The sequence below is a fragment of the Luteibacter sp. genome, assembly GCF_036499525.1.
Taxonomy (GTDB): Bacteria; Pseudomonadota; Gammaproteobacteria; order Xanthomonadales; family Rhodanobacteraceae; genus Luteibacter.
On sequence record NZ_DASYDO010000045.1, the window covers coordinates 1 to 17,163 of the forward strand.

Annotated in this window: 16 protein-coding genes, 1 pseudogene and 1 riboswitch; of the genes and pseudogenes, 4 read left to right on the forward strand and 13 right to left on the reverse strand. The window is 67.8% G+C overall.

All coding sequences use genetic code 11. The features are described 5' to 3' along the window. The first annotated feature begins 276 nt into the window (after positions 1-276). Together VGM71_RS08930 and grxD are read left to right on the forward strand one after the other, a co-directional pair. Positions 277-1,149: a UDP-2,3-diacylglucosamine diphosphatase gene (locus tag VGM71_RS08930; protein WP_331544170.1), complete on the forward strand. Its 873-nt coding sequence runs from the start codon at positions 277-279 to the stop codon at positions 1,147-1,149. 71 nt (positions 1,150-1,220) lie between these two features. Then, positions 1,221-2,129 carry a Grx4 family monothiol glutaredoxin gene (grxD, locus tag VGM71_RS08935; protein ID WP_331544172.1) on the forward strand — a complete coding sequence of 303 codons (909 nt, stop codon included), beginning with the start codon at positions 1,221-1,223 and terminating at the stop codon, positions 2,127-2,129. Positions 2,130-2,155: 26 nt separating this feature from the next. Here grxD and VGM71_RS08940 read toward each other — a convergent pair whose 3' ends face one another. From VGM71_RS08940 to VGM71_RS09000, 13 genes and pseudogenes are all read right to left on the reverse strand, one after another. Beyond that, positions 2,156-3,637, reverse strand: coding sequence for a hypothetical protein (locus VGM71_RS08940; RefSeq protein WP_331544174.1), 1,482 nt, complete (start codon positions 3,635-3,637; stop codon positions 2,156-2,158). 118 nt (positions 3,638-3,755) lie between these two features. Then, complete coding sequence (locus VGM71_RS08945) at positions 3,756-4,475, reverse strand: adenosylcobinamide-GDP ribazoletransferase (protein WP_331544176.1); 720 nt, start codon at positions 4,473-4,475, stop codon at positions 3,756-3,758. Further along, the gene (locus tag VGM71_RS08950; protein ID WP_331544178.1) at positions 4,472-5,050 is read right to left on the reverse strand and encodes a histidine phosphatase family protein; all 579 of its coding nucleotides are present in this window, start codon (positions 5,048-5,050) and stop codon (positions 4,472-4,474) included. Before VGM71_RS08950 ends, VGM71_RS08945 begins: the two co-directional genes overlap by 4 nt. Continuing rightward, positions 5,047-6,090 (reverse strand): nicotinate-nucleotide--dimethylbenzimidazole phosphoribosyltransferase, encoded by a 1,044-nt coding sequence (cobT, locus tag VGM71_RS08955; protein WP_331544180.1) that lies wholly within the window; start codon positions 6,088-6,090, stop codon positions 5,047-5,049. The genes VGM71_RS08950 and cobT overlap by 4 nt, the downstream gene beginning before the upstream one ends. Continuing rightward, positions 6,087-6,608: a bifunctional adenosylcobinamide kinase/adenosylcobinamide-phosphate guanylyltransferase gene (cobU, locus tag VGM71_RS08960; protein WP_331544183.1), complete on the reverse strand. Its 522-nt coding sequence runs from the start codon at positions 6,606-6,608 to the stop codon at positions 6,087-6,089. The genes cobT and cobU overlap by 4 nt, the downstream gene beginning before the upstream one ends. Next, positions 6,602-8,068, reverse strand: coding sequence for a cobyric acid synthase (locus tag VGM71_RS08965; protein ID WP_331544185.1), 1,467 nt, complete (start codon positions 8,066-8,068; stop codon positions 6,602-6,604). The genes cobU and VGM71_RS08965 overlap by 7 nt, the downstream gene beginning before the upstream one ends. Beyond that, positions 8,065-9,129: a threonine-phosphate decarboxylase gene (locus tag VGM71_RS08970; protein WP_331544188.1), complete on the reverse strand. Its 1,065-nt coding sequence runs from the start codon at positions 9,127-9,129 to the stop codon at positions 8,065-8,067. Before VGM71_RS08970 ends, VGM71_RS08965 begins: the two co-directional genes overlap by 4 nt. Further along, positions 9,122-10,030, reverse strand: coding sequence for an adenosylcobinamide-phosphate synthase CbiB (cbiB, locus tag VGM71_RS08975; protein WP_331544190.1), 909 nt, complete (start codon positions 10,028-10,030; stop codon positions 9,122-9,124). Before cbiB ends, VGM71_RS08970 begins: the two co-directional genes overlap by 8 nt. Further along, on the reverse strand, positions 10,027-11,316 hold the full coding sequence (locus VGM71_RS08980) for a cobyrinate a,c-diamide synthase (protein WP_331544192.1): 1,290 nt from the start codon (positions 11,314-11,316) through the stop codon (positions 10,027-10,029). Before VGM71_RS08980 ends, cbiB begins: the two co-directional genes overlap by 4 nt. After that, positions 11,313-11,915: a cob(I)yrinic acid a,c-diamide adenosyltransferase gene (gene cobO, locus VGM71_RS08985; RefSeq protein ID WP_331544265.1), complete on the reverse strand. Its 603-nt coding sequence runs from the start codon at positions 11,913-11,915 to the stop codon at positions 11,313-11,315. The genes VGM71_RS08980 and cobO overlap by 4 nt, the downstream gene beginning before the upstream one ends. A 23-nt stretch (positions 11,916-11,938) precedes the next feature. Next, on the reverse strand, positions 11,939-12,520 hold the full coding sequence (locus VGM71_RS08990; RefSeq protein ID WP_331544194.1) for a hypothetical protein: 582 nt from the start codon (positions 12,518-12,520) through the stop codon (positions 11,939-11,941). A 25-nt stretch (positions 12,521-12,545) separates the two neighbouring features. Next, positions 12,546-14,462: a TonB-dependent vitamin B12 receptor gene (gene btuB, locus VGM71_RS08995; protein ID WP_414675110.1), complete on the reverse strand. Its 1,917-nt coding sequence runs from the start codon at positions 14,460-14,462 to the stop codon at positions 12,546-12,548. 80 nt (positions 14,463-14,542) lie between these two features. Beyond that, positions 14,543-14,773, reverse strand: a riboswitch (cobalamin riboswitch). Between the two features lie 23 nt (positions 14,774-14,796). Further along, positions 14,797-15,873 (reverse strand): annotated as a pseudogene (locus VGM71_RS09000) (acyltransferase family protein); the annotation flags it as partial. 123 nt (positions 15,874-15,996) lie between these two features. On the opposite strand from VGM71_RS09000, the gene VGM71_RS09005 reads away from it, so the two are divergent. Both VGM71_RS09005 and VGM71_RS09010 read left to right on the forward strand, forming a co-directional pair. After that, positions 15,997-16,791 (forward strand): SAM-dependent methyltransferase, encoded by a 795-nt coding sequence (locus VGM71_RS09005; RefSeq protein WP_331544198.1) that lies wholly within the window; start codon positions 15,997-15,999, stop codon positions 16,789-16,791. 97 nt (positions 16,792-16,888) lie between these two features. Continuing rightward, positions 16,889-17,161, forward strand: a complete 273-nt coding sequence (locus VGM71_RS09010) for a hypothetical protein (RefSeq protein ID WP_331544201.1) — start codon at positions 16,889-16,891, stop codon at positions 17,159-17,161. The last annotated feature ends 2 nt before the right edge of the window (positions 17,162-17,163 follow it).

Below are 17,163 nucleotides of genomic sequence, written 5' to 3' on the forward strand. Positions count from 1 at the left end.
GAAAGTCCACGTTGACCACGCGCCAGGGGGTGACCAGTCCGAGCGCTTGAGTGAAGAGCATTTCCATCGCCAAAGCGTGCCTTCCGCACGCACCCGCTGCAAGAGCGACAGCATGTCAACCACACCAGACGCGAGAGAGCCCCGAATAGGCGGCAAGTCCGATCCACCTTGTGGAACTGCGGCCGCAGTCCGCAATATCTTTGAAATGCTCACGCCATGCGCCGGTTACCTCGGGTCCCGACACTGACAACCCGGGACACCCCGGGAACCGATGCCATGGCGAAGCTCACCTGCCGCAGCGCCTTCATCTCCGACGTGCATCTCGGCACGCCCGATTGCAAGGCTGCATACCTCCTCGACTTTCTTCGCAGCCTCGACTGCGAACGGCTTTACCTTGTCGGCGATATCGTCGACCTGGAAGCGATGGCCAAGCGCCACTGGTGGCATGCGGACCACACCGCCGTGCTGGCGGAACTGGCGGCGATCGCCGCGCGCGGCGTCGAGGTCGTCTACATTCCCGGCAACCACGATTTCCAGATGCGCGGCCTGGTGGGCTCCAGCATCGCGGGCATTCGCGTGGAACTGGATGCCATCCACGAAGGCGCCGACGGCCGCCGCTACCGGGTGAGCCACGGCGACGAATTCGACCCCGAGCATGTCGGTCGCCGCTGGATCGCCTGGCTGGGCGACACGCTGCACCGCTTCATCTGCTGGGCCAACCGCCGCGTGCACGCGGTGCGCACGCGCCTGGAACTGCCCTACCTGCCGCTCTCGATTATCCTGAAGTCGCACGTGGGCGCCGCGCTGGCCTATATCCGCGACTATGAGCAACGGGTGGCGCGAGACGCCAGCGAGCGCGGGCTGGATGGCCATATCTGCGGCCACATCCATTTCGGCCACGTGCGACCCATGGAAGGCGTTCTGTACCTGAACGACGGCGACTGGGTGGAACACTGCACCGCGCTGGTCGAGGATTTCACGGGTGCCATGGAACTGATCCACTGGACCGACCGGGTGACCCCGCTGGGCCGCGCCAGCCGGGAAACCGTACTGCCCTCGCCGGAAGCCGTGCTGGGCTTCGCACCACTGGCTGACTGCCGGGCCGACCTGTCCGGCCTGCGCGGGGCCGAAGTGCCCGTAGCGGGTTGAATCAGGGCCGAAAGGGCCCATGTGCGAGGGATGCCGGTAAAATGGCCTCCCTTTCCCCCCGCGGTGACCCCATGGCCCTCGATACACCCACGCGCGAGCGCATCGAATCCCTGCTCGGCCAGCACGACGTCGTGCTGTTCATGAAGGGCACGCGCCTGCAGCCCATGTGCGGCTTCTCCGCCGCGGCGATCAACACCCTGAACGACGTGGTCCCGACCTACCACACGGTGAACGTGCTGGAGGATCCGGAGATCCGCGAGGGCATCAAGGAATTCGGCCAGTGGCCCACCATCCCGCAGCTCTATGTGAAGGGCGACCTGGTTGGTGGCTCTGACATCATCCGCCAGATGTACACCAGCGGTGAGCTGTACACCTTGTTCGGCGCGCCGGCACCGGACCGCACGCCACCGGAAATCACCATCACCGAGAAGGCCGCTGAGGCCATCCGTGGCGGCATGGACAATGCGCAAGGCATGGCCCTGCACCTGGAGATCGGTCCCGACCATAGCGCCGGCTTCCAGCTGGCCCCGGCCGGCGACCACGACATCGTCACCGTCGCCAGTGGTATCGAAGTGCACTTCGATCCGGGCAGCGCGGCGCGCGCCAGGGGTGTCGTGATCGACTGGGTGTCCACCGTGCAGGGTGAAGGCCTCAGCCTCAAATTCCCGGGCGCCGTGGAGATCGGCTCCATCGGCGTGCAGGAATTGAAGGCGAAGCTCGACGCCGGCGACGTGGTGCTGGTCGATACCCGCCCCGCGCACAACCGTGCGATGGTCGCGCCGATCGACGGCGCGCGCATCCTCGAGAACGAAGGTTATGAAGGCCTGGCGCAGCTCCCGAAGGACACGCCGATCGCCTTCATCTGCAACGTGGGCGTTTCCAGCCGCGCCGCGGCCGAACGTTTCGCCGCGCACGGCTTCACGCAGCTGTTCAATGTCGAAGGCGGCATGGACGCGTGGATGCGCGAGGTAGGCGCCTAACCGCGCTTCTTGCGGTTCGCGGTCCGCTAGCGCATGGCTTCCGCCGCCTTCTCGCCGCGCAGGGCGCCGGCGCGGCCGGGAGCCTGCGTCAGCGCCATCTTGAATGCCGCCTGCGCCGGCCCCGGTTGCTTCTGCGCCAGCAGCAGTTCACCAAGCTGTTCACGCGCGGGAACGATAGGCCCGGGCGTCACGGGAAGTTTCTCGACCCTGTCTTCTCGTTCGGCGGCATCGGTCATCAGGGCCACGGCTGCCGAGGCGTTGCCGCTGGCGTGCGCGGCCCATGCTTTCACTTCGGAGGCGAGGACGCCGGCCTGCATGGACCCGTAGTCGTCGCCCGAGGTCTTGAGTTGCGCCTCGATCTGATCGAGGCGGCTCGCCTGGGCGCGAGCTTCGTCGGGATGGCCACCACGCGCGAGGCCCACCCCTTTTGCCCACACCGCGATGGCGGCGACGGACGCCGGGGCGCCGGCGAGTGGCGCGATCGTGGCCGCCTCGCTCCATCGTCCCTGCTCGACGACTTCGCGAATCGGTATGGCGGTCGCGGAATAGGCGACTCCGTGGTCGTCCATGTCCAGGCCGCGCATGGTCTTGAACTCGCCGATGATTTCTCGCGCCTCCCGGTCGCGACCGGTCTGCATGTAGGCGTAGACAAGGTAGTCCATGGCGTGCAGCTGGCTCATGGTGTCGCCGTGCTCGTGCGCAACCTTCTTTGAAGCGAGATTGGAGCGGATCGAATCGTCCCACAGCCCTAGCCGCGTGAAGATGTGCGAGGGCATGTGCAGGGCATGCGGCGCCGACGGCGCAATGTCCGCGTATTTCCTCGCCGCAGGCAGACCGCGTTGCGCCAGTTCGGCGCTGTCACAGGCATGGATCAGGTAGTGCGCGATGCCGGGGTGGTCCGGGTGTGCGCGAAACAGCGGGGCGAGGACGGCGATGGCCTGCTTCTGCTTCGCGTGTGTCTTGTCGGTCATCGAAGCGTTCGACAACAGGGCCAGCGCGTAAAACACCTGTGCCTCGACGTCCTCGGGGTTGTCGCGCGCGACGCTTGCCATCGCGTGTTCGTAGGCGAGGGTGCGCTGCTCGGCAGTGGCTTTGCCGCCTTCATAAAGCCGTCCTAGCGCCTCGATATACGCCCGCTCGCGCGGTGACGACTTCGCCGCCAGGCGCCCCGCCGCTCGGGCCTCCGCCTGTCCGCGGCCGAAGGTGTCCGCCGGCAGGGCGGGCGACCATACCGGATGGAAGAAAACCATCGCCATGCCCCAGTGACCCATGGCGCATGCCGGGTCCTTCGCCACGACGCCCTCGAAGGCCTCGCGGGCCTCGACATAGGCGAACGAGTGGAGGAGCGCGACGCCACGATCGAAGGGCTTCTGCACCGACGGCGCGCAGGAGGTGGGAAACGACACGTCGCCCAGCTTCTCGGGAACACCGTGGTCGTGCATCTCCCCGGCCCGGGCAGCGGATGCCATGAGTAGCGATATGGCGAGGACGCGCAGGAAACCGGTCATGCCAGACTCCGTTTGCAGGGCGTCGCGTGCCCGCTGGAATGTCGGAATGTACGCCCGTCCGGAACGCTTGCCCATCGGCAGAACGGCCGATGGCCTATAGGGGCGCGTTTTTTGTTCATTACCGCAAGACGACGGTTACCAGGGTCGCGGCTTCCACCAGTTCGACCAGGGCGCCGGCCGTGTCGCCGGTGAAACCACCAAGCCGACGCATCACGGCACGGCGCCATAGCCAACCGGTCGAGAAGGCGGCGACAAGCGCGACGATGCCCGCCTTGCCAAAACACAGCGACGACAATACGGCCAGTATGACCGCCACGCGGCATCCGGTCGCCGGCGCGCCGCATAAGGGGTCGCCGAGGCCGCCGACACGTACGTAAGGCGTCGTCAGGAACCACGCGACGATCGCAGTACGGCCGAGTAACGGTGGCAACAACAGCACCCATGGATCGGCGAGCGTCGCGAGCGCCGAGAATTTCACCAGCAACACCAGGACGAGCGACACGACACCCGCGGGACCACTGCGCGGGTCCTTCATGATGGCCAGCGTGCGCGCGCGATCGCCGAGGCCTCCGATCCAGGCGTCCGCACTGTCGGCGAGACCGTCGAGGTGCAGCGCACCGGTCAGGGCGACCCACGCCACGAGGACGATGGCCGCCGCGGGAAGCGCGGGAAGCGCGCCTGACAGCAGCGTCGCAGCTCCCAGCAACAGCCCGCCGAGCACGAGCCCTACCAGCGGATACCACTTGAGCGAGTCGGCCAGCGTGCCCGGCCGTGGTTCGACCCTCGGCACAGGCAGGCGCGTGAGGAAGCCGAATGCAATGGCGAGGCCCGTCATCACATGCCCGGTGCGCAGGACGTTTCGAGTGCGGTGGTAGCGGGCCGCCACGCGAGTGGATGCAGAGAGGCGTGCGGGACGTCGACCCCCGCCATCTCGCCGAAATCGCGTCCCTCGACGATGCACCGCAACAGGCGAATCGCTCCACCGTGCGTTACCACCAGCACGCGTGCCGTCGATGCTTCCAGGGCGACGTCGTCAAGTGCATCCGAGAGCCTCGCGCGAAAGGCTTCGAACGTTTCGCCGCCGGGTGGCGGGTGCGCGACCGGGTCACGCCAGAAGCGTCCCAGCGCTTCGCCGTCGCGTTGGGCGATGGTTTCAATGGGCACGCCTTGCCATGCGCCGAAATGGTATTCGACCAGGCGCGCATCGACGCGCAACGGCAGGCCGCGACGATCCGAGAGTTCCCTCGCGAACGCGGCGCAACGCGACAGCGACGAGGACACCACGCGATCCCATGTCGTGGCCTGCACGGCTTCGCGCAACTGCCGCCAGCCGGCTTCCGACAGTGGATCGTCCAGTTGCCCGCGGTAGCTGCGCTGGCCTGTGTCGCCATGCCGTAGCAGATGGATGCTCATGCTTCCGACACTCCCGCTTCGGCGAACGTCGCCATAGAGCCATGCAGCGCGCAGGCGAGCCGCAGCAGCGGAACCGCCACCGCCGCGCCGCTGGCTTCGCCAAGGCGAAGGTGCAGGTCGAGCAGGGGCTCGGCCGCGAGCGCCTCAAGCACGCGCACATGGCCACGCTCGTGCGAGCGATGCGCGAAGATCAGCCAAGGCCGCGCGTCGGCGCGCAGCGCGACCGCGGCGAGGGCCGCGACGCTGGCGATGAAGCCGTCGACGAGGACAGGCAACCCGCGCTGCGCCGCCGCGACGAACGCACCGGCAAGTGCAGCGATTTCGAACCCACCGAGCCGGCGCAGCCGCTCCCGCGGCGTGGCGGCATCCGCATGCAGCGCGAGCGCGCGGGCGATCACGCGTGCCTTGTGCGCCATACCGTCGGCGTCGAGACCCGTGCCCGCCCCGGTCAAGGCTTCCGGTGCCTCGCCCAGCAGTGCGCAGGCAAGCGCGGCGGCGGCGGTGGTATTGCCGATGGCCATCTCGCCGCCGATGTAGATGTCCGTGCCCGCGGCGACCGCACCGGCGACGCTCGCGACGCCGGCGGCCAGCGCGGCGTCGAGTTGCGCGTCGGTCATCGCGGGGCCGGTGCAGAAGTTCGCGGTGGACGCGGCGATGACATGGCGGCGCACGCCGGGTATCTCGCCCGGATCGTTTACCGTGCCGAGGCTCACTACCTCGAGCGTCGCTTGCAGTTCGCGGGCGAGCACGGCGATCGCCGCACCGCCGCTCGCGAAGTTGCGCAGCATCTCGCCTGTCACCGACTGAGGAAACGCCGAAATCCCTTCCGCCGCGACGCCGTGGTCCGCCGCGAACACGGCGATGCGCACGCGCGCAGCTCGCGGTCGCTCGCTGGCTTGCAAGCCAGCGATCTGGATCGCGAGCGCTTCGAGCTTGCCGAGCGATCCCGGCGGCTTGGTGAGGGAGCCCTGCCGAGCCGCGGCGGCATCGGCGGCGGCCTGGTCCGGTATGCGGCATGGTGCCGCGAGCCAGTCGTTCATGGAAGCGTTCCTTTGAGGGTCAGGGGCAGGCCCGCGGCAACAAAGACGACGCGGTCGCATCGCTGCGCGAGGGCTTGATGGAGGCGGCCCGCTTCGTCGACGAAACGGCGGGTGAGTTCACCCAGCGGCGTGACACCGAGGCCGACCTCGTTGCTTACGAAGCACACTTCGCCAGGAAGCGCGGCGGTAGCGCGCAGCAATGCATCGCGCTCGATGCCGGAGCGCGCTGCGCCTTCCGTGCCGAGGAGGTTCGAAAGCCATAAGGTGAGGCAATCGACGAGGACGAAGCGATCGTCGCGCGCGTGGCGGATGAGTGTGTCGGCGAGCGCAAGAGGTTCTTCGACGACGGTCCATCCTGCCGGGCGTCGGGAGCGGTGGTGCGCGATGCGCTCGGTCATCTCGTCGTCGAGTGCCTCCGCGGTGGCGATGTAGGTCACCTCGTGGCCGCTCTGGATGGCGAGACGTTCGGCCAGGGCGCTTTTTCCCGAACGCGCGCCGCCAAGGACGAGGCTCAGCATGAGGGCAAGCCGAAGAGCGACGCGAGCATGGTGGTATCCAGGTAGGCGTCGACGGTGTCCGCGAGGCGATCGAGGGTCGCCTCGCGCAGGGCGTGGAGGTCCAGCGGCGCCGCGTGGTCGAGGCCAGCTTCGCGGAGCAGGGCCGCAAGCGCTTCCGGCCGGTCGAAAAGGCCGTGCAAATACGTGCCAAGTACACGGCCGTCGTCGGACAGCGCTCCGTCGCAGCGTCCGTCGTCGAGCTGCACCGCCGGTCGCGCCATGCCTGGGCCGACGCTCACGCCGCAGTGGATCTCATAGCCGGCGACCTTCGCGCCGTCAGGAACGAGGCGGCCACGGACGTTGCGCAACTGCTTGGTCGGCGCCAGCGTGGTCTCGAGGTCGAGCAGGCCCAGGCCTTCGTCCGAACCGGCGGCGCCTTCGATACCCTCGGGGTCGTGCACGGCGCGACCGAGCATCTGCATGCCGCCACAGATGCCTATCACCTTGCCCCCATAACGAACGTGGCGAAGGATCGCCTTGTCCCAGCCTTGCGCGCGCAGCCATGCGAGATCCGCGCGCGTGGACTTGGAACCCGGCAGCACCACGAGGTCGCAGGCGGGGAAGGTTTTCCCGGGGCCGACGAACACGCATTCCACTTCCGGGTGCAGGCGCAGCGCGTCGAGGTCGGTGTGATTGCTGATGCGGGGGAGCGCCGGTACGGCCACGCGCAGGCGCGCGCCTCCTTTCGCGTCATGCGACCGCGGCAGCGCATCCTCCGCTTCGAGCACCAGTCCGTGCAGGTAGGGGAGCACGCCGAGCACTGGCTTTCCCGTTTCGTTCTTCAGCCAGTCGAGCCCCGGTTGCAGCAATCCGACATCGCCCCGGAAGCGATTGACGATGAAGCCGACGATGCGCGCCCTCTCGCCTTCCGACAGAAGCGCCAGCGTTCCCACCAGGTGAGCGAAGACGCCGCCACGGTCGATGTCGGCAACCAGGATCACGGGGCAATCGACGGCCTCGGCATAACCCATGTTGGCGATGTCGCGATCGCGCAGGTTGATTTCGGCCGGGCTTCCCGCCCCCTCGACCACGACGGCGGCATAGCGCTCCGCGAGCCGGGCGTGCGAAGCGAGCACCGCGTCCATCGCCACGCGCTTGTAGGCGTGATAGCCCACGGCGTCCATGTTTCCCACCGCATGGCCATGGACGATCACTTGCGCACCCGTGTCGCTGTTCGGTTTCAACAGCACGGGATTGAAATCGGTAAGCGGCGCCACGCCCGCCGCCTGCGCCTGCACGGCCTGCGCGCGGCCAATCTCGCCGCCGTCGACGGTCACGGCGGAATTGAGCGCCATGTTCTGCGGCTTGAACGGCGCGACCGCGATGCCACGGCGATGCAGCCAGCGGCACAGGGCGGCCACCACGGTGCTCTTGCCCGCGTCCGAGGTACAACCCTGGACCATGACCACACGTGCGCTCATGCGAGCGCCCCGGCGAGGGCACGATCGAGACGCGCGAACGCCTCGTCATCAACCGGAATGCCGAAACGCAACGCCTGTGGCGCATCGAAATGGCGCACGAGGATGGCGCGCCCGGCCAATGCGCGATGCAACGCCTCTGCTTCCGGATGCTCGCAATACTGGAAGAACTCGCATCCGCCGGTGGGAGGCAGGCCGCGTTGCGTCAAGAGTGCCGCCAACCGCGAGGACGTCTCGCGCAGCCACACGCGTGCGGATGCCTGCCATGTGCGATCGGATAGTGCCTGCGTCACGACATGGCGCGTGGGACCGCCCAGTGTCCAGGGGCCAAGCGTTTCCGCCAACGCGTCGAGCAGTTCTGGCCAGGCGGCCACGAAGCCGGCGCGTGCGCCGGCAAGGCCGAAGAACTTGCCGATGGAACGCAAGACGATGAGGCCTTCGCGCACGTAGGGCGCGAGACTCTCGCCGGGCCGTGCATCGATGAACGCTTCATCCACGACGAGCCATGGTTGGCCTTGTAGGAGCGCGCCCTGCGCGCGACAGGTTTTGGGGCCAGAAGCTACACGACCTGGGGCTCCCCGCGAAAATCTGTCGCGCGCAGGGCGCGCTCCTACAAGGCTCGACAGGATCAATTCGCGATCCAGCGACATACCTGTCGGGTTGTTCGGCCTTATCAGCACGACGACGTCGAACTCTTCAGCCCGCGTGAGAATTTCATCGGTCGGCAACGTCACGACGTCATGCCCCGCCTGCCTCCATGCATGCGCATGCTCCCGGTAGCCGGGCTCGACCACCGCCACGCGGGATGGCGGCCGCAGGCGCGGCAAGGCGGCAATGGCGGCCTGCGAGCCGGCGACCGGGAGCAGGTGCTGCGTACCGTAATAGGTACGCGCCGCCGCCAGCAGGCCATCGTCGTCTTCCGGCAACCGATGCCATGCCGAGGGCGGAACCGGGTGTACAGGCCATGCATAAGGGCTCACGCCGGTCGACAGATCCAGCCATGACTCCCGAGGTATGCCGTACTCATGTGCCGCGCGACCAAGCCGTCCGCCGTGCTCAAGCATGATGCGCCGCTCCTCCGAGGACCACGACGACCAGCCAGGCGACCACACCACGGTCCACGAGACGCAGCGCGCGGAGGATGGCATTCGCATCCGGCGGATCGCCTTCGCCGAGATCGGGACGCTCTTCCCAGCGGCCGCGATATGGCGCCGCGCCGCCCAGGCGCACGCCCAGTGCGCCGGCACCGGCGGCCATGACCGGGCCGGCATTGGGGCTGTCCCACGCTGGCGCCTGTGTGCGCCAGCAACGGATCGCCGTTGCGAAGTCGCCTGAAGCCGCATAGGTGAACGCGGTAAGCCGTGCCGGAAGATAGCCAAGGACATCGTCCGCACGCGCCGCGGCCCATCCGAAGCGTTCGTAGCGCGGCGTGCGATAGCCCCACATCGCGTCCAGCGTATTCGCCAGGCGGAACAGCAGCACGCCGGGCGCACCGAGCAAAAGGAACCAGAACAGCGCGCCGAACACGGCGTCGTGTCTATTCTCGAGCACGGATTCCGTCGCAGCCGCGGCGACCCGCGTCGCGTCCAGCGCCTGCGTGTCGCGGCTTACCATGCGGCCTACCGCGTCCCGCGCGCCGTCGATGTCGCCCTCGATGAGGGCTCGCGCTACCGGCCGCGCGTGTTCGCCAAGGCTGCGCCGGCCCAGCGCGAAGTACGCCACAAGCACATCCACGACGAAAACCACCGCCCGGGGCAGCACGGCGCGCAACAGGCAAAGCAAGCCGATGGGCACGAGCACGGCGATGCACCATGCGGCCATGCCGGCAAGTCGCCAATCGGCATACACGCGCTTTTCCAACGTACCGGCGAACCACCCGAAACCTACCAGCGGATGGAAACGCCGCGGTTCGCCCAGGGCCGCGTCGAGCAGCAACGCCGCCAGCATCGCCAGCGCCGTGGTCATGGCAGGAACAGGCGCGCGGCGGCGGCGGGACCCGACGGGAAATAGAAATGCACGAAGCTCGCCGTCATCCGGGCACGGCGATAGACGCTCTCAGCGGTGGGCCCGCCGTGCGGGTTACTGGCGACGGCCAGCGCTTCGGCTTCCACGCTCGCCTGCGCATAATGGAACGAATGACCGCGCAGCGTCCCTTCGGGCAGATGCATTTCCTGCATGCCAATGGCGGCGAGCCGGGGCTGCAGGACCGCGCGGCCAGGCAGGAGCCCCGCCATCGCGCCTTCGCGGCCGTCGCGATCGGCGAGACGGTCCAGCGCGTAGAGCAGGCCACCGCACTCCGCGAGCAGCGGACGGCCCGCGTCGACATGCGCGCGCAAGTCGCGCCGCAGTCCCGCGTGGGCGGCCAGCGCGTCGAGATGCAGTTCGGGGTAGCCGCCCGGCAGCCACACCGCGTCGCACGAAGGCAGCGGTTCCCCGGCGACCGGCGAGAAGAACGAAAGCCGCGCGCCTTCGGCGCGGAGCAGGTCGAGGTTCGCAGGATAAATGAAGGCGAACGCGGCATCGCGGGCGATGGCGATGCGCACTCCTTCGAGACGGCGCCCGGGAGGGACGGACACCGGTGCCTCGAACGCGACCGCCGGCGGAAGCGCCGCGACGCCCTGCGCGAGCCACGCATCGGCCAGGGCGTCCAGGCGTACATCGATATCCGCCAGCTCACCGGCCGCGACAAGGCCGAGGTGCCGCTCCGGCAGCGCCATCGCCGCGTCCCGTGGCAGCGCACCGAACCAGTCGATGCCCGGAGGCAGGCTGTCGCGCAACAAGCCGGCGTGGTAAGCGCTGCCAACCCGATTGGCGAGCACGCCGCGCAGAAGCAGCCCGGGACGGTAGTTCGCCAGCCCATGCGCAAGCGCACCGAAGGTCTGCGCCATGGCGCTGCCGTCTATCACCGCCAGTACCGGAAGACCCCGTGACATGGCGAGATCCGCACTCGACGGCGAACCATCGAACAGCCCCATCACGCCTTCGACGAGGATCAGGTCCGCTTCGCCGGCGGCGTCGTACAGGCGCGCGCATACGTCGTCCTCGCCACCCATCCAGGGATCGAGCTGGTAGACGGGTGCACCGCTGGCGCGTTCGAGGATCATCGGGTCGAGGAAGTCGGGCCCGGTCTTGAACACGCACACACGCCGACCCTGGCGCACGTGGGCTCGGGCCAGCGCGGCGGTGACGCTGGTCTTGCCCTGCCCTGAGGCAGGCGCGGACACCAGCAGCGCGGGACAGCGCCGGATCACAGCTCCACGCCCTTCTGCGCGCGGATGCCCGCCTGGTAGGCATGCTTGACCACGCGCATCTCAGTAACCGTGTCGGCCGCCGCGACGAGTTCGTCGGGCGCACCGCGGCCCGTCACCACCACGTGCTGGCGTTCGGGGCGGGCGCCCAACGCCTGGAGCACGCGATCGAGCGGTATGTAGCCTTTCACCAGGGCGATGTTGAGTTCGTCCAGCAGCACGAAGTCGTAGGACAGGTCGCGCAACATGCGCTCCGCTTCTTCCCATGCTGACATTGCCGCGGCGATGTCGCGAGCCTTGTCCTGGGTCTCCCAGGTGTAGCCCTCGCCCATCACGTGGTAGTCCAGCGGGCCGTCATCGAACATGCGGAAAAATGCCTCCTCGCCGGTGGAGAAACTACCCTTGATGAACTGCACCACGCCGCAGCGGAAGCCATGGCCGAGCGACCGCGCCAGCATACCGAACCCGGAGGAACTCTTGCCCTTGCCGTTACCGGTATTCACTACCAGCACGCCGCGGTCGATCGTGGCCCGCGCGATGCGGCGGTCGATCAGCTCCTTCTTCCGGCGCATGCGGTCGCGATGACGCGCTTCCTCGTCCATGTCCTGCCAAGGCCTGGCGTCGTTCATGCCTGCGCGGTCACGTCGGCGGCGGCTCGGCGCGCGAAGCGGAAGATTAGCGCCTGCACTACCTGCGCGGCGAGCACATAAGCCGCGGCGGCGCGGACGAACAGCGGCGCCCACTGGGCGAAGCGCTGCAGGTACTGGGCCATGTTCGGGTCCGTGTAACGCCCTCCGAGCCAGTAGAAGGCACCGTTCGACACCGCGTACGACAGTGTGGCGCTCACCAGCAGGCCGGCGAAGACCAGCACATGCGAGGCCGGTGAACCGTTGTACCGCGGCGCGAGCAGGCGCCCCGAATACCACAGTACGGCATACGCGAGCGGGAGGAACGAATACGCCATCGTGATGCAGAAGTCGCTCACGCCGGCATAGCTCACCGAGTACCCGTCCACCAGCACGGCGAGAATGACGAAGCAGAGGAAGGCCAGGTGCTTACGCAGGTAGATGCCGCCGAGGAAGAACAGCGCCATGGAAGCGTCCGGCAGGTGCAGCGCATCACCGAAATGGTTGAAGCGCGTGGCGATCATGATCATCGCGAACAGCGCGGCGACGGCGGTGAACATCGGGCGTGACAGGGGTTTCATTGCGGAATCTCCTAGGGCGCACGGGTCAGGAACGCGGCTGGTAGCGCAGTGTGAGCAGCCAGTTGCGGCCGGGCTGGTTGAAGTAGCGGGCGGTTTCGTAGTGACGGTCGAACACGTTGTTCACCGACAGCTCGACCTTCCATGCGTCGGCGAAGGCATAGGCCGCGCGCAGGTCGGTGAGCGCGTAACCGCCGAGACGGTTGGCGTTCGCCGTGTCGTCGTAGCGATAGCTGGAACCCGACACGCCGGCACCGATGCTCAGCGCGCCGAAGCTACGGTCGAGATCGACGTGCGCGGTGCGGCGGGCACGGCGCGGCAGGAGGTTGCCGCGGGTGGGACCGTCGCTTTCGTCTTCCGGCTGGAGCAAGGTGACGTTGCCCGAGAGGCGCCAGTCGCCGAGAGTGGTGTCGGCCGCGAATTCCGCACCGCGGATACGCGAGCGCGCGATGTTGTTCGCGCCACCGAAGGGGAACAGCGGGCCGCTAAGGCTGGCGTCGAAGACGATCAGGTCGTCGACCTTGTTCTGGAACGCGTTGAGCGACCAGGTGCCCCAACCCGGCGTGCCGCGCAGGCCCAGTTCCCAGTTCCGCGAGGTTTCAGGGCCGAGATCCGGATTGCCGTAGTCCGGGTAGTAGAGATCGTTGAACGTCGGCGCCTTGAATGCCGTGCCGTAGCTGCCCGTCACCCGCAGCGTCTTCGTCAGCGCATAGCCGTACTGGAGGCTACCGGTGGTCTTGTCGCCGAACTGGCTGTTCTCGTCGCGGCGCAGGCTGCCCTGCACGGCACTGTCGCCGAACTCGCCCTGCCACTGGGCAAACAGCGCATGGTTGCGGCGCGCATCCACGAAGTAACCGGTATTGCCGACCACGCGATCGCGTTGCCAGTCGAAGCCCAGCGTCGTGAGGCCGGCGTTGCCGGAAGCGCGGCCGATGTCCGCCTGCACGGAAGCGAGGTCGCGATGCGTGTTGAACGTATCGGCGTAGACACCGTTCTCGTCATCCGTGGAGAGGTCTTCGCTGCGACCCAGGTTGGCCGTCACCACCACGTCCTTCGCCGGCTTGTACCGCACGCGACCACCGAGTACCTGGGTCGCCGATTCGGCGAAGTTGCTGCTGGTGCCATCGTAGTGGTTGCGGCCTTCCGTTCGCGTGGCGCTGGCGTCGGCGTCCCATTGCTCGTCGAAACGCCAGCCGCCCTTCAGCGACAGCGCGTTGTTGCGATAGCCATCCTTGTCCGGCTCGTACGTGAAGCAGCCGCCACCGCCCGGGCTGGGCTTGCCGCGGCACGCGTTGATGCCGTCGGTCTGGTCGTGGCTGGCCTCGACCGAATACCAGCCTTGCGCGCCGCGGCCGGCGAACCCGGCGGAGCCACGCAAGGTGTCGTAGCTGCCGACGCCGACGGAGAAGTTCGGCGCGAAGGCGCCCTCCGGATGCCGGGTGAAAATCTGTATGACGCCGCCGAGGGCGTCGGAGCCATACAAGCTCGAATAGGGACCGCGCACGATTTCGATGCGCTCGACCTGGTCGACGGGAATGTCCTGGAAGGCGGCGGTGCCCGAGGTGACCGAGCCCACCTTCACGCCGTCCACCAGCACCAGCACGTGGTCGGCTTCGGTGCCGCGCATGAAGACGGAGGTGGCCTTGCCCGGGCCACCATTGTTGGCGATGGAGACACCGGGCGTGGCACCCAGCAGGTCGGCCAGCGAGCGCGGCTGCAGGCGCTCGATCTCGGTCCGGTCGATGACGGTGGAGGCGGCCAGGACCTGGCTTTGCGACTGCCCGGTGCGGCTGGCGGTGACAACGACCTTGTCGAGGTCGGTGGAGGCCTCGCCGGCGAACGATATGGCAGGCACGAGGAAGGCCGTCGCGATGGCGACCGCGAGGGTGGAGGAACGAAGCGACACGTGGTGACTCCCTGCTGACCGCGCCAACCCGCGCGGCATGAACGGCGAGGGACGAGAGCAGGGAATGCGGGATTGCCGGCGGCGTAGCTCGACGGCCACCCACGACATGGCCCTCCGCCTGTCCGGTGTACCTCGAGGCCGGTCTCCGGGCTTGCGAGCGCAGGAACTTCCTGCCGGACGGCGCCTTCCCATGCCTCGTGGGCACAGTGGCTATATGCCGACCTCTTGCTCGCCTACCGTTGCGGGGGCAGCTCCGGAATGGCGGCGGCATGGAGACCGCGCGCGTCACCGGATTCCCGTTTCAATCCGCGGCGCTGACGCCTTGGATCACCTTGGGCGGCGACAGTGTAGCCGAAGCCGGGGCGCGGCGGTCACGCCAGCGCAGGAAGGGACGTTCCACAGCGTAGTGCAGGAGGGCACCGCCGGTGAGGGCGGCGGCGGCGAAGATGCCGAAGCGCAGGTACCGGTGATCGGCCAGATAGCCGTCCAGACACCTTTCCGCCAGGACGAAGACGAGCTTGTGGCTCAGGTAGAGGCTGTACGAGGCGCGCGCCAGCCAGCCGGCACCGGGGATCTCGAGGCGGGCCAGCCAGGTGGAGCCGCTTGCCGCCGCCACGAACGCCGCCATGGCGAGCGAGAGCAACGGGTAGCCGATCACGCAGGGCCAGAATGACGTGCGCGCACCGTCGAACATCACGAGCGAGAGGACAAGGAGCAGCATTCCGTTGACCAGCACCGATCCGACACGCGCATGCATCCAGTCCATGGCAGCCGGCCGATAGACCCGGCACGCAGCCAGGGCGACGCCGGCCACGAGGCCATCGAGACGCGACCACGTCGGGTAGTAGAGGTAGCGCAGGTACGCCAGCCCGGCATTGCCGCCTGCCTCTCGTACGGGCGCCAGCATGTGCGTCCACAGCCATGCACGAAGGACGATGCCGCCGAGGACCACGATGGCGCATGCAGTCACGAACTTCCATGCCCCCGGCTGGCGCGTGAGCGTGAACGCCAGGAACGGAAACGCGAGGTAGAAGTGCTCTTCGACGCACAACGACCACACATGCGAGAACGCATAGTTGTCGCCTGCGTCGAACAGCAGGTTGAAGGTGAACGTCGGGAACTGCCACCACGGCTGCATGCCCGGTGTCTCGCGCCAGCCGGGCAGCAGCATGTAGATGGAGAACACCACGAGGAAAGCCGGCAGGATGCGCACGCTGCGGCGCCGGTAAAAATCAACGAAATCGATACCGCCGGTGGTCTTCAGCGACTTCAGCACCTGCGAACCGATCAGGTAGCCACTGAGCGCGAAGAACAGGTCGACGCCCATCCAGCCGGAGCGTTCGAGACCACCGAAGCCTTCGCCAAGACCGCCGACAAAGTAGCTGTGAAACAGCATCACCCAGACGATCGCGATGGCGCGAAGCGTATCCAGCCCTGGCGTTCTGTTCATCGAGGTCCCTCCCCCTGTCGGTGACGGGATAGTGGGCCAACGTCAGGACACGATGGGGCGCGGCTCATGGCCTTTTGCGGGCAACACTGGCGTAATGGGGACAGACACCGAAGGGGACGGCAGATGACAGAGGCGACGCGAGGTTCCCTTGCATGCGTGGGTGTGGGCATGACGCTCGGCTCGCACCTCACGCCGCTGGCGCGCGGTCACATCGAGTCGGCCGACGTGGTCTTCGTGGGCGTATCCGACGGCCTCGTGGAGCAATGGGTGCGGCGGTTGCACGCCGACGTCCGCAGCCTGCAACCCTTCTACGCCGAGGACAAACCGCGCCAGGCCACCTACCGCGACATGGTCGAGGCCATGCTCGCCGAGGTACGCGCGGGACGCCGTGTCTGCGGCGTGTTCTACGGCCACCCGGGCGTTTTCGCCCAGGCGCCGCACGAGGCCGTGGTGCGTGCGCGGCAGGAGGGCTACGCGGCGAGGATGGAACCGGGCGTTTCGTCCGAAGACTGCCTTTACGCCGATCTTGGCCTCGACCCGGGCAAGCTCGGCTGCCAGCACTTCGAAGCCACGCAGTTCATGCTCCACCGGCGCATGGTCGATAGCTCCGCCTGGCTGCTGCTCTGGCAGGTGGGCATCGCGGGCGACCTCAGCGGTGGCCGGTTCGAAACCGACGCCGGGCGGCTTGGCGTGCTTCTCGATGTCCTGACCCGCCACTATCCGGCCCGGCACGAGGTCATCGTGTACCAGGCCGCGGTCCTGCCGTTCCAGGAGCCGCGCATCGAGCGCATGCCATTGTCCGCCCTGCCGGCGGCCACGCTTGGCATGTCCGACACGCTTGCGGTGCCGCCTTGCCGGGCCCTCGAGCCGGATCCCTCGATCCGTAGCCGCCTGGCCTCCCTTGCCGCCGGGCCCTGAACGGTCGGCGTTTACCGGCGCACGCGTCGGCCGCGTTATGATCGCCGGGCGTGCGGGCACCTGGGGAGGTGTCCGGCGCCATCCATCAGGGGACACCATGTCGAACGTTATCGATTTTCTGGAGCGAATGGGCGCCGACGCCACGCTGCGCGCCGCGGGCACCGAGGCTCTCGCCCATGAGCTCATCGCTTCCGCCGTCGACGCCGGCCTTGCGGCGGCGATCCTCGCCGGGGACGATGCCGTCCTCCGCGACAGGCTCGCGCCGGGCAAGTTCTACGGCATCCAACTCGATCGCGAGAAGGATCCGGAGGAAGAACGCGAGGACGATGCAGAGGAAAGCTCTGTTCGTTTCACGCAGCGCCAGGCATAAGG